We start from the raw sequence: 13748 nt of genomic DNA, 5'->3' as shown, positions 1-13748 counted from the left end.
GTAACTCAAGCGCCGAACGAGCGCAATGACACATAACGGAGACAGACATGGCAAGCGCAGATACGGCGGTCGCCGGGCAGTGGCACGGACGTCGTCATAACAGGTGGGTGCAGTTGGTGATCGGTATCGTCTGCATGGGGCTCGTGGCCAATTTCCAGTACGCGTGGACGTTGTTCGTGATTCCGATGGACGCAAAGCATCACTGGGGGCAGGCGGCGATTCAGACCGCGTTCACGATCTTCATCGTCACGGAGACGTGGCTCGTGCCCGTCGAGGGCTGGCTCGTCGACAAGTTCGGACCGAGGCCCGTGGTGATGGGCGGCGCGATCTGCGCGGCGATCGGCTGGATCATCGACGCCCATGCCACCACGCTCATGCATCTGTACATCGCCGCCGTGGTCGCGGGTATCGGCGCGGGCTGCGTGTATGGCACGTGCGTCGGCACGGCGCTCAAGTGGTTCCCGGACAAGCGCGGTCTCGCGGCCGGTCTGACGGCGGCGGGCTTCGGAGCGGGCGCGGCCGTCACCGTGATTCCGATCTCGAACATGATCCAGCACTCCGGCTACGAAAGCGCCTTCATGTTCTTCGGCAGCCTGCAAGGCGCGGTCATTTTCGTGCTCGCGCTGTTGCTCGTGCGGCCAAAACCGCCCGCGAACATCGTGCCGGCCAAACGTGTCGTCGCAACCAAGATCGACTATACGACCGGGCAGATGGTGCGAGCGCCCATCTTCTGGGTGCTGTATGCGATGTTCGTCGCGGTGGCGGCGGGCGGCGTGATCGCCACCGCGCAGTTCGGGCCGATCGCCAAGGAATACGGCTTCGCCAACATGCCGGTGACAATCCTCGGCGCGACGTTGCCGCTGCTCGCGATGACCCTGTCCATCGATAACCTCTGCAACGGCTTCACGCGCCCGCTATGCGGCTTCATCTCGGACAAGATCGGCCGCGAAAACACCATGTTCATCATCTTTCTGGGCGAAGGCGTCGCGCTGCTCGGGTTGATGCAGTTCGGCCAGAGTCCCTACATGTTCATGCTGTTCGCGGCGTTGACGTTCCTGTGCTGGGGCGAAATCTTCTCGATCTTCCCCGCGACCTGCGCCGACACGTTCGGCAGCAAATACGCCGCCGCCAACGCGGGGACGCTCTACACCGCGAAGGGCACGGCCTCGATGATGGTGCCGCTTGCTTCGGTGCTGGCGTCGCTCGGCTCTTGGAACACCGTGTTCATCGCTACGGCGATCACATCGATCGCGGCGGGCATCTGCGCCAAGTTCGTCCTCGCGCCGATGCGCCGACGCTGGATCGAGAACACGATCGCGGAGGCTGCGCCGCAGCCGGTCATCGGCATGGCTTTTCAGCCGGACTGGACGGAAGCGCCGAGCAAGTCTTCAACCCGATGACGACGTCCGGCACGCGTGCTTCATAAGCCCGGCGAGGGGCCGCGCGACAGAGATGTCCGCGGCCCTTGAGTCATGCCGCAATGCACCAGAGCGTGCGCCGTATCTCTCCCTCAGTTTTTCGCTAAAAACACAAAATAAAGCTTTGACAAATGCAGTATCTGATATCTAGTATATCAGCACATAACCGGCCCTCAGGAGGAGACAAATGGCAGACGTACTCGAGGCAACAACGCAGGCGCCCGTTGAAACGAAGGCGCCGCAAGTGACCGATGGCTTTCACCTCGTCATCGATGCGCTGAAGCTGAACGACATCGACACGATCTTCGGTCTCGTCGGCATTCCGATCACCGACCTGGCGCGCCTCGCGCAGGCGGAAGGCATGCGCTTCATCGGCTTTCGTCATGAGCAGCACGCGGGCAATGCGGCCGCGATCGCGGGCTACATGACGCAGAAGCCGGGTATCTGCCTGACCGTGTCGGCGCCCGGCTTCCTGAACGGACTGACCGCGCTCGCCAACGCGACCACCAATTGCTTTCCGATGATCCTGATCAGCGGCTCCAGCGAGCGCGAGATCGTCGATCTGCAGCAGGGCGACTACGAAGAGATGGACCAGTTGAACGCGGCGAAGCCCTATGCGAAGGCCGCGTATCGCGTGCTGCATGCGGAGGACATCGGCGTCGGCATCGCGCGTGCGATCCGCGCCGCCGTGTCGGGACGTCCGGGCGGCGTGTATCTCGATCTGCCCGCCAAGCTGCTCTCGCAGACGATGGACGCGCTCAAGGGCCAGCAATCGCTCATCAAGGTCGTGGACGCCGCGCCGCGTCAGTTGCCGTCGCCGGATTCGGTGAAGCGCGCGCTCGACGTCATCAAGGGCGCGAAGCGTCCGCTGATCCTGCTCGGCAAGGGCGCCGCATACGCGCAGGCCGACGCGCAGATTCGCGAGCTGGTCGAGAAGAGCGGCATTCCGTATCTGCCGATGTCGATGGCGAAGGGCCTGCTGCCCGACACGCATGAGCAGTCGGCGTCGGCGGCGCGTTCGTTCGTGCTGCAGGAAGCGGATTGCGTCGTGCTGATCGGCGCGCGTCTGAACTGGCTGCTTGCGCACGGCAAGGGCAAGACCTGGGGCGCGGCGCCCAAGCAGTTCGTGCAGATCGATATCTCGCCGACCGAAATCGACAGCAACGTCGCAATCGCCGCGCCGGTGATCGGCGACATCGGCTCGTGCGTGTCGGCGCTCGTCGCGGGCATCGGCGCGGGCTTCCCGAAGCCGTCGAGCGAATGGACGGGCGCGATCAACGAGCGCAAGAACAAGAACCTCGAAAAGATGGCGGCGACGCTCGCGAAGAATCCGTCGCCGATGAACTTCCACAGCGCGCTGCGCGCCATCCGCGACGTACTGAAGACCCGCCCCGACATCAACGTCGTGAACGAAGGCGCGAACACGCTCGACTATGCGCGCAGCATCATCGACATGTACGAGCCGCGCAAGCGTTTCGATTCGGGCACGTGGGGAATCATGGGCATCGGCATGGGGTTCTCGATCGGCGCGGCGGTGACGAGCGGCAAGCAGGTCGTCGCGATCGAAGGCGACAGCGCGTTCGGCTTCAGCGGCATGGAACTCGAAACCATCTGCCGATACGACTTGCCGGTCTGCACCATCGTCTTCAACAACAACGGCGTGTATCGCGGCACCGATGTGAATCCTACGGGTGGCAAGGACGTCGCGCCCACCGTGTTCGTGAAGAACGCGCGCTACGACAAGATGATCGAGGCATTCGGCGGGATCGGCTTCAACGCGACGACGCCGGAAGAGTTGACGCACGCACTGGAAGAGGCGATCAGATCGGGCAAGCCGACGCTGATCAACGCAGTGATCGATGAAGCGGCCGGCACGGAGAGCGGACGCCTGACGAATCTGAATCCGCAAAGCGCGGCGATGAAAAAGTAACGACGAAAAAGCCACCCAGGAGAACTCAATTGAGCGACAAACCACTCAAAGGCATCAAGATCATCGACTTCACGCACGTGCAAGCCGGTCCCGCATGCACTCAGATGCTGGCCTGGTTCGGTGCGGATGTGATCAAGGTCGAACGTCCCGGGTCGGGCGACGTCACGCGCAACCAGTTGCGCGACATTCCGGACGCCGACGCGCTGTATTTCACGATGCTCAACAGCAACAAGCGCTCGTTGACGCTCGATACGAAAACGGACGAAGGCAAGGAAGTGCTGACGAAGCTGATCCGCGAATCGGACGTGCTGGTCGAGAACTTCGGTCCGGGCGCGCTGGACCGGATGGGCTTCTCGTGGGAAAACATCCACGAACTGAACAAGAAGCTGATCGTGGCATCGGTCAAGGGCTTCAGCGACGGCCACCATTACGACGATCTGAAGGTCTATGAAAACGTCGCGCAGTGCGCGGGCGGCGCGGCATCGACGACGGGCTTCTGGGACGGCCCGCCGACCATCAGCGCGGCCGCGCTCGGCGACAGCAACACGGGCATGCATCTGGCGATCGGCATTCTCACGGCGATCATCGGCCGCCAGCAAACGGGCAAGGGGCAGAAAGTCGCCGTGTCGATGCAGGACAGCGTGCTCAACCTGTGCCGCGTGAAGCTGCGCGATCAGCAGCGTCTGGATCGCATCGGCTACCTGGAGGAGTATCCGCAATACCCGCATGGCACGTTCAGCGATGTGGTGCCGCGCGGCGGCAATGCGGGCGGCGGCGGACAGCCGGGCTGGGTGCTCAAGTGCAAGGGCTGGGAAACCGACCCGAACGCGTATATCTACTTCACGATTCAGGGTCACGCGTGGGCGCCGATCTGCCGCGCAATCGGCAAGCCGGAATGGATTCAGGACCCGAACTACATGACGGCCGAAGCGCGCCAGCCGCATATCTTCGATATCTTCAATACGATCGAAGCATGGCTCGCCGACAAGACCAAGTTCGAAGCCGTCGATATCCTGCGCAAGTTCGATATCCCGTGCGCGCCGGTGCTGACGATGAAAGAACTCGCGAACGATGAATCCTTGCGCGCGAGCGGCTCGATCGTCGAAGTGGATCACAAGGTGCGCGGCAAGTACCTCACGGTCGGCAGCCCGATCAAGTTCTCGGATCTGAAGCCGGAAATCACGGGCTCGCCGCTTCTGGGCGAGCACACCGAGGAAGTGTTGCTCGAGCTCGGCTATAGCCCGGAGCAGGTTGCGCGCATGCAGGAGTTGCGCGCCGTTTGATGCAGTAGTTTCAGAAGGAAAAGGGTAATCGCTGCCTTCTGCCGAGCGTTTGTTTTGCGGCAGAATGGCAGCGCCCTTCAAAAATACTATATCGATCCGGACGACACCATGACCCCCACCATCGACTACGAACAGCTCGTCAATGCGATCGGCGATGCCGTGATCATTTCGGACGCGAGCGGCGCGATCACGTTATGGAATCCGGCGGCCGAACGCATGTTCGGCTTTACCCAGAGCGAAGCATTGGGGCAGTCGCTGGACCTGATCATCCCGGAACGCCTGCGCGGCCGTCACTGGGACGGTTATAACAAGACGATGGCGACCAGCGAGACGCGCTACGGACACGATCTGCTCAAGGTGCCCGCCGTCGATAAAGCCGGACGCACGATGTCGATTGCGTTCACGGTCGCGCTGTTGCAATCGCAAGGCGAAGTGACCGGCATCGTCGCGATCATCCGCGATGAGACGGCGCGCTTTCAGGAAGACCGCGCGCTACGCAAGCGCATTGCGGAACTGGAGGCGAAAGCCACCGCCTGAGAAGCGGTTCGAACCGCTGACCCGCAAACCGCGATCAGCGGCGCCCGCTACGTCCCCACACGTAGCGCACCCATCTTTGCCATCGCGATTTCGGCGCAACTGATTTATGCGCGGCCTGCGCTTCGCGGTCGCGCTCGACCGATTTCCGCACCTGTTCGTGAATCTCCCGCAACGTCATTCCACCTGGGCCTTTTAGCTGCTCGGGATCGGGATCGTCTGTCATAAGAATCGCCTCGCGAGAATGGCAGTCCACATCTTTACACCATTTTTATACCTTCTCCCGACCTCTTGTTAAGTCGTTTACGTCCGTTTTCGTATTCTCCACGCTGTCCTGAACCGCATAAGGGGAGAACACCAAAATGGACTTCATCTATCTCGCCGGCATCGTCCTGTTCTGGGGACTTTGCGTGGCGCTCACGCGCGGCTGCGAGCGATTGAGCCGCCGCGCGACGGGAGGCCGTCCATGAGCGCCTGGATGTTGTGGCTCGCGGCGGCTTCCACGCTGCTGCTCTTCGTGTACCTCGTGTACGCGCTTTTGCGTGCGGAGGATCTCGAATGAACGCCAATACCTTCATGCAGACGGCGATTTTCATCGTCGTTCTGATCGCACTCGCCATTCCGCTCGGCCGCTATATCTCGAACGTGCTCGACGGATCGTCCGTCGTCGTGCGCAGGATCGGGCGTCCGGTCGAGAACGTGCTGTATCGCATCGCCGGCGTCGATCCCGATGCCGAAATGTCGTGGAAGCATTACGCGCTCGCCGTGATGCTCTTCAACGTGCTCGGCGCGCTCGTGCTGTATGCCATCCTGCGTCTGCAAGGCATGCTGCCGGCCAATCCGCAAGGCTTCGCCGCGATGTCGCCGGACGCCGCATTCAACACCGCCGTCAGCTTCGTGACCAACACGAACTGGCAGGATTACGGCGGCGAGAGCACGCTCGGCTATCTCGCGCAGATGCTCGGCCTCACCGTGCAGAACTTCCTGTCGGCGGCGACCGGCATCGCGGTGGTCATCGCGCTGATCCGCGGCTTCAAGCGCCATTCCGCGCAGACCATCGGCAATTTCTGGGTCGATCTGACGCGCACCACGCTCTACATTCTCGCGCCGCTCGCCGTCGTCTTCGCGCTCGTCTTCGTGAGCCAGGGCGCGATCCAGAACTTCAGGGCGTATCAGGACGTATCGACGCTGCAGGTCACGAGCTATCAGACGCAATCGACCGACGCGCAGGGCAAGGCCGTCACGCAAACGCTCAAGGCCGACAAGCAGACTCTGCCGATGGGCCCGGTCGCCTCGCAGGAAGCGATCAAGATGCTCGGCACCAACGGCGGCGGCTTCTTCAACGCCAACTCCGCGCATCCGTACGAGAACCCGACGCCGTTCTCGAACTTCATGCAGATGCTCGCCATGCTGATCATTCCGGCGGCGCTGTGCGTGGTGTTCGGACGCACGGTCGGCGACAGGCGTCAGGGCTACGCCGTGCTCGCGGCGATGACCATCGCGTTCGCCGCCGCCTGCTGGTTCGAAATCTCGGCGGAACAGGCGGGCAATCCGGTCTATGCGTCGCTGCATGTCGATACGCAGGCGTCCGCGTTGCAGGCGGGCGGCAACATGGAAGGCAAGGAAACGCGTCTGGGCATCGCGCAGTCGGGCATCTTCACGGTCGCGACGACCTCGGCCTCGTGCGGCGCGGTCAGCAACATGCATGATTCGCTCACCCCGCTCGGCGGCCTCGTGCCGATGCTCCTGATCCAGCTCGGCGAAGTGATCTTCGGCGGCGTCGGTTCCGGTCTGTACGGCATGCTCGCGTTCGCGTTGCTGGCGGTGTTCGTCGCCGGGCTGATGATCGGCCGCACGCCCGAGTACGTCGGCAAGAAGATCGAATCGTTCGAGATGAAGATGGTGTCCATCGTCATTCTGCTGACGCCGCTCCTGGTGCTCGTGGGCACGTCGATCGCCGTTCTGAGCGCGGCGGGCACGGCGGGCATCGCGAATCCGGGCGCGCATGGCTTCTCCGAAATCCTCTATGCGTTCAGCTCGGCCGCCAACAACAACGGCAGCGCGTTCGGCGGTCTTTCGGTGAACACGCCCTTCTATAACTCGATGCTCGCCATCGCGATGTGGTTCGGCCGCTTCGGCTCGCTCATTCCGATTCTCGCGATCGCCGGTTCGCTCGCCGCGAAGAAGCGTCTCGCCGTGACAGCGGGCACGCTGCCGACGCACGGTCCGCTTTTCGTGGTCCTTCTGCTCGGCACGCTGCTGCTCGTCGGCGCGCTCACCTACGTGCCCGCGCTCGCGCTCGGTCCCATCGTCGAGCACATCACCATGATCGCAGGCCATTGAAGTCGAGGACAGCATGACTCAAATGAATCAACCGCCGATGCACCGTCCCGAGAATCTGGGGCAGGCACGCACGGCCGTACGTTCGATGTTCGACCCGGCGCTGGTCAAGCCGGCGATCGTCGATTCGTTCAAGAAGCTCGCGCCGCGCACGCAGTTGCGCAACCCGGTGATGTTCTGCGTCTATGTCGGCAGCAGTCTGACGACGGTGCTCTTCGTCGCCGCGCTTGCCGGCCAGGCCGAAGCGCCCGCGGGTTTCATCCTCGCGATCGCGCTGTGGCTGTGGTTCACGGTGCTCTTCGCGAACTTCGCGGAAGCGCTCGCGGAAGGGCGCTCGAAGGCGCAGGCCGCATCGCTGCGCCAGGCGAAGCACAACGTGATGGCGAAGAAGCTCAACGAGCCGCATCCGAAGTCGCCGATCCGCATCACGACATCCATCGATCTGCGCAAGGGCGACGTCGTCCTCGTCGAAGCGGGCGATGTGATTCCCGCCGACGGCGACGTGATCGAAGGCGTCGCGTCCGTGGACGAATCCGCGATCACGGGCGAATCCGCGCCGGTGATCCGCGAGTCGGGCGGCGACTTCTCATCGGTGACGGGCGGCACGCGCGTGCTCTCCGACTGGATCGTCGTGCGCGTGGGCGTGAATCCCGGCGAGGCTTTTCTGGACCGCATGATCGCGATGGTCGAGGGCGCCAAGCGTCAGAAGACGCCGAACGAGATCGCGCTCACGATCCTGCTCGTCGCGCTGACGCTCGTGCTGCTCTTCGCCACGGCCACGCTGCTGCCGTTCTCGATGTTCTCCGTGGAAGCGGCGAAGCAGGGCCATGTCGTGACGATCACCGCGCTCGTCGCGCTGCTCGTGTGCCTGATTCCGACGACCATCGGCGGCCTGCTTTCGGCGATCGGCGTCGCGGGCATGAGCCGCATGATGCAGGCGAACGTGATCGCCACGTCGGGCCGTGCGGTCGAAGCGGCGGGCGACGTCGACGTGCTGCTGCTCGACAAGACCGGCACGATCACGCTCGGCAATCGTCAGGCGTCGATGTTCGTCGCGGCGCCGGGCATCGCGGAACGCGATCTCGCCGATGCGGCGCAACTCGCATCGCTCGCCGATGAAACGCCGGAAGGCCGCAGCATCGTCGTGCTGGCGAAGCAGCGCTTCAATATCCGCGAGCGCGACATGGCGACATTGCACGCGACCTTTCTCGCGTTCACGGCGCAGACGCGCATGAGCGGCGTCGATCTTCCCGGCCGCGAGATTCGCAAGGGCGCGGCCGACGCGGTGAGGAAGTACGTCGAGGAGCGCGGCGGGCGCTTTCCGCAGGAAGTGCAGAGCGCCGTCGATGACATCGCGCGGCGCGGCAGCACGCCGCTCGTCGTGGCGGAGCGCGTGAACGAGACGGCGCGCGCGCTCGGCGTGATCGAGCTGAAGGACATCGTGAAGGGCGGCATCAAGGAGCGCTTCGCGGAACTGCGCAAGATGGGCATCAAGACGGTGATGGTGACCGGCGACAACCGCCTCACCGCCGCGGCGATCGCGGCGGAAGCGGGCGTCGACGACTTCCTGGCCGAAGCGACGCCCGAAGCGAAGCTCTCGACGATCCGCGCGCATCAGGCCGAAGGACGTCTGGTCGCGATGACCGGCGACGGCACCAACGACGCCCCCGCGCTCGCGCAGGCCGACGTCGCGGTGGCGATGAACACCGGCACGCAGGCCGCGAAGGAAGCGGGCAACATGGTCGATCTGGACTCGAATCCGACCAAGCTGATCGAGATCGTCGAGATCGGCAAGCAGATGCTGATGACGCGCGGCTCACTCACGACGTTCTCGATTGCCAATGACGTCGCCAAGTACTTCGCGATCATCCCGGCCGCGTTCGCGACGACCTATCCGCAACTTCGGGTGCTGGACGTGATGCATCTGGCGTCGCCTTCGTCGGCTATCTTGTCGGCGGTGATTTTCAACGCGCTGATCATCGTGTTCCTGATTCCGCTCGCGCTCAAGGGCGTGAAGTATCGCGCGCTGGGTGCCGCTTCGCTCCTGCGCCGCAACCTGCTGATCTACGGCCTCGGCGGCATCGTCCTGCCGTTCCCGTTCATCAAGCTCATCGACATGGTCATTACCGCACTTGGCTGGAGTTAAACATGATGAAGACAATTTTGCGTCCGGCGATCGTGTTGTTCGTCGCGCTGACGGTGCTCACGGGACTGGTTTATCCTGCTGTCGTCACCGCGATCGGGCAGGCGGCGTTCCCGCATCAGGCGAACGGCAGCCTGATCGAGCGCGACGGCCGGGCGGTCGGCTCGGAGATCATCGGACAGCAGTTCGACGCGCCGCAGTACTTCTGGGGACGTCTGTCGGCGACGACGCCGAATCCGTACAACGCGGGCAGTTCGAGCGGCTCGAATCTCGGGCCGACCAACCCCGCGCTCGCCGATGAGATCAAGGGGCGCATCGACGCGCTCCACGCCGCCGATCCGGACAACCGGGCGCCGTTGCCCGTCGATCTCGTGACGTCCTCCGGCAGCGGCCTCGATCCGGAGATCAGTCCGGCGGCGGCGGCTTATCAGGTCGCGCGTGTGGCGAAGGCGCGCGGGATGACGCCCGCGCAGGTCGAGGCGCTCGTCAGCGAGGCCACGAGCGCTCGCCAGTTCGGCGTGCTCGGCGAGCCGCGCGTGAACGTGCTGAAGCTCAATCTGGCGCTGGATGCGGCGCGCGGCTGATACAGTGCGCCCTTGATAAGAGACGACAACGATGACGCGGCCCGATCCCGACGAACTGCTCGACAAGCTTCAGCGAGAAGAGGAGAAGCGCCAGCGCGGGCGGCTGAAGGTGTTCTTCGGCGCCTCCGCGGGCGTTGGCAAGACCTTCGCGATGTTGCAGGCCGCGCGCCGCCGCCTCGACGAAGGCGCGGATGTGGTCGTCGGCGTCGTCGAAACGCATGGCCGCAAGGAGACGCTCGCGCTGCTCGACGGGCTCGACACGCTGCCCGTGGCGCGCATCGAATATCGCGGACGCCTGCTCGCGGAGTTCGATCTCGATGCGGCGCTCGCGCGCAAGCCGGAGCTGATTCTCGTCGACGAGCTCGCGCATTCGAACGTGCAGGGCTCGCGCCACATGAAGCGCTGGCAGGACGTTCAGGAGCTGCTCGATGCGGGCATCGACGTGTACACGACCGTCAACGTGCAGCATCTCGAAAGCCTGAACGACATCGTGGGGCGCATCACCGGGATTCGCGTCTGGGAGACGGTGCCGGATCGCGTGTTCGATCTCGCCGATGAAGTCACGCTCGTCGATCTTCCGCCGGAGGAGTTGCTCGACCGCCTGCGCGACGGAAAGGTGTATCTGCCGACGCAGGCCGAGCACGCGGTGCGCAATTTCTTCCGCAAGGGCAACCTGATCGCGTTGCGCGAACTCGCGCTGCGGCGCACCGCCGATCGCGTCGATGCGCAGATGCGCGAGTACCGCGCCGATCAGTCGATCGAGCGCATCTGGCGGGCGCGCGAGCGCCTGATCGCGTGCGTCGGTCCCGGTCCGGAAAGCGCGGCGCTCGTGCGCGCGGCCGCGCGGCTCGCGGCGGCGCTCAAGGCCGACTGGCTCGCCGTCTACGTGGAGACGCCGAAGCTCCAGCGGCTCTCCGACGAACAGCGGCGCCGCACGCTCGATGCGCTCAAGCTCGCGTCGGAGCTCGGCGCGGAAACCGTCACGCTCGATGGCGCCGACGCCGCCGCGACGCTCATCGACTACGCGCGCATGCGCAATGTGTCGAAGCTGGTGGCGAGCGCATCGATGACGCAAGGCTGGCGGCGCTACTTCGCGCGGCCGGTGAGCGAGCGCATCATCCGGCAGGCCGCGGATATCGACGTGACGCTCGTGTCCACCGGCACGCGCGAAGGCCCGCAACGCCCGCCGCTCACGTTCAGCGCGCTGCGGGACGGCGCGCATTCTCCGCCGCGCGCCTACGCCTTCGCACTCGCGATCGGCGGCGGGATCACGCTTGTCGCGAGCGCGCTCGCCGCGCAGCGCTTCGCGGTCACCAATCTCGTGATGCTCTATCTGCTCGGCGTGATTTTCACCGCCGTGCGCCTTGGCCGCGGACCGGGCGTGATGCTCTCGTTCCTGTCGGTCGCCGCGTTCGATTTCTTTTTCGTCGCGCCGGTCATGTCGTTCTCGGTCGGCGATACGCAATACCTTCTGACGTTCGCGGTCATGCTGCTGACGTCGCTCACGATCAGTCATCTGACGTCGAGCCTGCGGCGCGAGGCGCGCATCGCCTCGCAACGCGAGCGGCGCACCGGCGCCATGTACGCGATGACCAAGGAACTCGCCGCCGCGCTGATGACCGAGCAGATCATCGAGATCGGCACGCGGCACATCGCGGAAGTATTCCAGGCGCGCGCGGCCATTCTTCTGCCCGACAGCGCGGAGAAGGTGCAGCAGAAGGTGGCGGAGGCGAGCCCGGAGACGACGATCGACAAATCGGAGCTGGATCTCGATATCGCACAGTGGGTCTACGACCAGCAGAAGCCCGCGGGACTCAGCACCGACACCTTGCCTGCCGCGCAGGCGCTGTATCTGCCGCTCAAGGCGCCGATGCGCACGCGCGGCGTCCTGGCCTTCGCGCCGCAGCGCATCGCCGATCTCGCCATCCCCGAGCAACACCGGATGATCGAGACCTTCGCGGCGCAAATCGCGCTGGCCATCGAGCGCGTCCACTATGTCGAAATCGCGCAGGACGCGCTCGTCAACATGGAGTCGGAGCGTATGCGTAACGCGCTCTTGTCCGCCATTTCGCACGATCTGCGCACGCCGCTCACGTCGATCGTCGGCTTCGCTTCGATTCTCGAAGAAAAGGTCGATGCCGCCGAGCCGGGCGTCGGCCGCGCTCAGGAACTCGTCCACGCGATTCACGAGGAAGCGCTGCGCATGAGCGGTCTCGTCACCAATCTCCTCGACATGGCGCGGCTGCAAGCGGGCGCGATCCGGCTGAACCGGCAATGGTCGATGCTGGAGGAAACCGTAGGCGCGGCGCTCGCGGGACTCAAGCGGACGCTCGCGGGCCGCCGCGTGCAGACCCGCATTCCGCCGGACTTGCCGCTCTTGCAACTCGACGCCGTGCTGATGGACCGGCTCTTCGCCAATCTTCTGGAGAACGTCGCGAAGTACACGCCGAAGGGCACCGACATCGAGATATCCGCGCGCGAGGAACAGCTTTCGGGACAGCGCTGCGTGCGCGTTTGCATCGACGATCGCGGGCCGGGCATTCCGCCCGGCATCGAGACACGTCTGTTCGAAAAGTTCACGCGCGGACAGAAGGAGTCCGCGCAGTCCGGCGTGGGGCTGGGCCTCGCGATTTGCCGCGCGATAGTCGAAGCGCATGGCGGGCAGATCGGCGTCGAGAATCGTATCGAGGATGGCCGTGTCGCGGGATCGCGATTCTGGTTCACGCTGCCCGCGGATGGCACGCCGCCGACGCTCGATGTGCCGGTGGACGAGCAGCCCGCGCTGGACCACGGAACCGGCGAGACGAGAGCATGAGCGAAACCGGGCACACGGCGCTGATAATCGAAGACGATCCGCAGATCAGACGCTTCGTGCGATCGACGCTGGAGTCGCATGAACTCGCGGTCGTAGAGGCGGAAACGGGCAAGGCGGGATTGCGCGAGATCGCCACGAGGCAACCCGATATCGTCGTGATCGATCTCGGCCTGCCCGATACCGACGGCATCGACGTGATTCGCGAGTTGCGCGGCTGGACGCAGGTGCCGGTGATCGTGCTCTCGGCGCGCACGAGCGAAGCCGTGAAGGTCGAAGCCCTCGACGCTGGCGCCGACGACTATCTCACCAAGCCTTTCGGCGTGTCCGAGTTGCTTGCACGCGTTCGCGCGCAGTTGCGCCGCAGCGTGCGCGCGCTGGAGGAAGCGCCTGCGGTATCGTTCGGCGAGGTCGCCGTGGACCTCGCAAAACGGGAAGTGACGCGCGCAGGCCGGCCGGTTCGCCTAACGCCGACGGAGTATCGCTTGCTCACGGTGCTCATGCGGCACGCCGGGCGAGTGCTCACGCATCGGCAGTTGCTGCGCGATGTGTGGGGACCGGAGCAGGTCGACAATGCGCATTACCTGCGCGTCTATATGGGACATCTTCGCCAGAAGCTGGAGAAGGACCCGGCGCAGCCCGAGCACATTCTTACGGAGACGGCCGTGGGCTACAGGCTCGTCGGCATCAGATAGCGGGTGGAC

The 13748-nt window shown here is 64.5% G+C and carries 12 protein-coding genes; 11 read left to right on the top strand and 1 reads right to left on the bottom strand.

The annotated features are described in order from the left end of the window. The first annotated feature begins 47 nt into the window (after positions 1 to 47). From oxlT to QCE73_RS35910, 4 genes are all read left to right on the top strand, one after another. Positions 48 to 1400: an oxalate/formate MFS antiporter gene (oxlT, locus tag QCE73_RS35925; RefSeq protein ID WP_309885620.1), complete on the top strand. Its 1353-nt coding sequence runs from the start codon at positions 48 to 50 to the stop codon at positions 1398 to 1400. Positions 1401 to 1605: 205 nt separating this feature from the next. Continuing rightward, the gene (gene oxc, locus QCE73_RS35920; RefSeq protein ID WP_035504803.1) at positions 1606 to 3348 is read left to right on the top strand and encodes an oxalyl-CoA decarboxylase; all 1743 of its coding nucleotides are present in this window, start codon (positions 1606 to 1608) and stop codon (positions 3346 to 3348) included. Between the two features lie 29 nt (positions 3349 to 3377). Continuing rightward, positions 3378 to 4631, top strand: a complete 1254-nt coding sequence (frc, locus tag QCE73_RS35915; protein ID WP_238214115.1) for a formyl-CoA transferase — start codon at positions 3378 to 3380, stop codon at positions 4629 to 4631. A gap of 108 nt (positions 4632 to 4739) precedes the next feature. Next, the gene (locus QCE73_RS35910; protein WP_309885619.1) at positions 4740 to 5168 is read left to right on the top strand and encodes a PAS domain S-box protein; all 429 of its coding nucleotides are present in this window, start codon (positions 4740 to 4742) and stop codon (positions 5166 to 5168) included. Between the two features lie 34 nt (positions 5169 to 5202). Here the strand turns inward: QCE73_RS35910 and QCE73_RS35905 are convergent, their stop codons facing one another. After that, positions 5203 to 5391: a hypothetical protein gene (locus tag QCE73_RS35905; RefSeq protein WP_075583909.1), complete on the bottom strand. Its 189-nt coding sequence runs from the start codon at positions 5389 to 5391 to the stop codon at positions 5203 to 5205. A 136-nt stretch (positions 5392 to 5527) separates the two neighbouring features. Between QCE73_RS35905 and QCE73_RS35900 the strand changes: the two genes are divergently transcribed. From QCE73_RS35900 to QCE73_RS35870, 7 genes are read left to right on the top strand one after another with little or no spacing between them, the layout of a single operon-like run. Continuing rightward, on the top strand, positions 5528 to 5635 hold the full coding sequence (locus QCE73_RS35900) for a potassium ABC transporter ATPase (RefSeq protein WP_222946335.1): 108 nt from the start codon (positions 5528 to 5530) through the stop codon (positions 5633 to 5635). Next, on the top strand, positions 5632 to 5727 hold the full coding sequence (gene kdpF, locus QCE73_RS35895) for a K(+)-transporting ATPase subunit F (RefSeq protein ID WP_008350504.1): 96 nt from the start codon (positions 5632 to 5634) through the stop codon (positions 5725 to 5727). Before QCE73_RS35900 ends, kdpF begins: the two co-directional genes overlap by 4 nt. Beyond that, positions 5724 to 7508, top strand: a complete 1785-nt coding sequence (kdpA, locus tag QCE73_RS35890) for a potassium-transporting ATPase subunit KdpA (RefSeq protein ID WP_309885618.1) — start codon at positions 5724 to 5726, stop codon at positions 7506 to 7508. The genes kdpF and kdpA overlap by 4 nt, the downstream gene beginning before the upstream one ends. 13 nt (positions 7509 to 7521) lie before the next feature. Next, complete coding sequence (gene kdpB / locus QCE73_RS35885) at positions 7522 to 9651, top strand: potassium-transporting ATPase subunit KdpB (protein WP_309885617.1); 2130 nt, start codon at positions 7522 to 7524, stop codon at positions 9649 to 9651. Positions 9652 to 9656: 5 nt separating this feature from the next. Further along, positions 9657 to 10232 carry a potassium-transporting ATPase subunit KdpC gene (gene kdpC / locus QCE73_RS35880; protein ID WP_309885685.1) on the top strand — a complete coding sequence of 192 codons (576 nt, stop codon included), beginning with the start codon at positions 9657 to 9659 and terminating at the stop codon, positions 10230 to 10232. A gap of 31 nt (positions 10233 to 10263) precedes the next feature. After that, positions 10264 to 13047, top strand: coding sequence for a sensor histidine kinase KdpD (locus QCE73_RS35875; protein ID WP_309885616.1), 2784 nt, complete (start codon positions 10264 to 10266; stop codon positions 13045 to 13047). After that, a complete protein-coding gene (locus QCE73_RS35870; RefSeq protein ID WP_309885615.1) occupies positions 13044 to 13739 on the top strand; it encodes a response regulator in 696 nt (231 codons plus the stop codon). The genes QCE73_RS35875 and QCE73_RS35870 overlap by 4 nt, the downstream gene beginning before the upstream one ends. Positions 13740 to 13748 lie beyond the last annotated feature (9 nt).

This window comes from Caballeronia sp. LZ029 (genome assembly GCF_031451275.1).
Lineage (GTDB): Bacteria > Pseudomonadota > Gammaproteobacteria > Burkholderiales > Burkholderiaceae > Caballeronia > Caballeronia jiangsuensis.
The sequence above is the reverse complement of the archived record's forward strand: the minus strand, read 5'-3'. Positions and strand labels throughout refer to the sequence as shown.

Excerpts from the sequence above, each read along its gene's own strand:
- QCE73_RS35910 (WP_309885619.1), top strand. The coding sequence starts at position 4,740 with ATGACCCCCACCATCGACTACGAACAGCTCGTCAATGCGATCGGCGAT.
- QCE73_RS35900 (WP_222946335.1), top strand. The coding sequence starts at position 5,528 with ATGGACTTCATCTATCTCGCCGGCATCGTCCTGTTCTGGGGACTTTGC.
- kdpA (WP_309885618.1), top strand. The coding sequence starts at position 5,724 with ATGAACGCCAATACCTTCATGCAGACGGCGATTTTCATCGTCGTTCTG.
- kdpF (WP_008350504.1), top strand. The coding sequence starts at position 5,632 with ATGAGCGCCTGGATGTTGTGGCTCGCGGCGGCTTCCACGCTGCTGCTC.
- QCE73_RS35870 (WP_309885615.1), top strand. The coding sequence starts at position 13,044 with ATGAGCGAAACCGGGCACACGGCGCTGATAATCGAAGACGATCCGCAG.
- oxc (WP_035504803.1), top strand. The coding sequence starts at position 1,606 with ATGGCAGACGTACTCGAGGCAACAACGCAGGCGCCCGTTGAAACGAAG.
- QCE73_RS35875 (WP_309885616.1), top strand. The coding sequence starts at position 10,264 with ATGACGCGGCCCGATCCCGACGAACTGCTCGACAAGCTTCAGCGAGAA.
- kdpB (WP_309885617.1), top strand. The coding sequence starts at position 7,522 with ATGACTCAAATGAATCAACCGCCGATGCACCGTCCCGAGAATCTGGGG.
- kdpC (WP_309885685.1), top strand. The coding sequence starts at position 9,657 with ATGAAGACAATTTTGCGTCCGGCGATCGTGTTGTTCGTCGCGCTGACG.
- oxlT (WP_309885620.1), top strand. The coding sequence starts at position 48 with ATGGCAAGCGCAGATACGGCGGTCGCCGGGCAGTGGCACGGACGTCGT.
- QCE73_RS35905 (WP_075583909.1), bottom strand. The coding sequence starts at position 5,391 with ATGACAGACGATCCCGATCCCGAGCAGCTAAAAGGCCCAGGTGGAATG.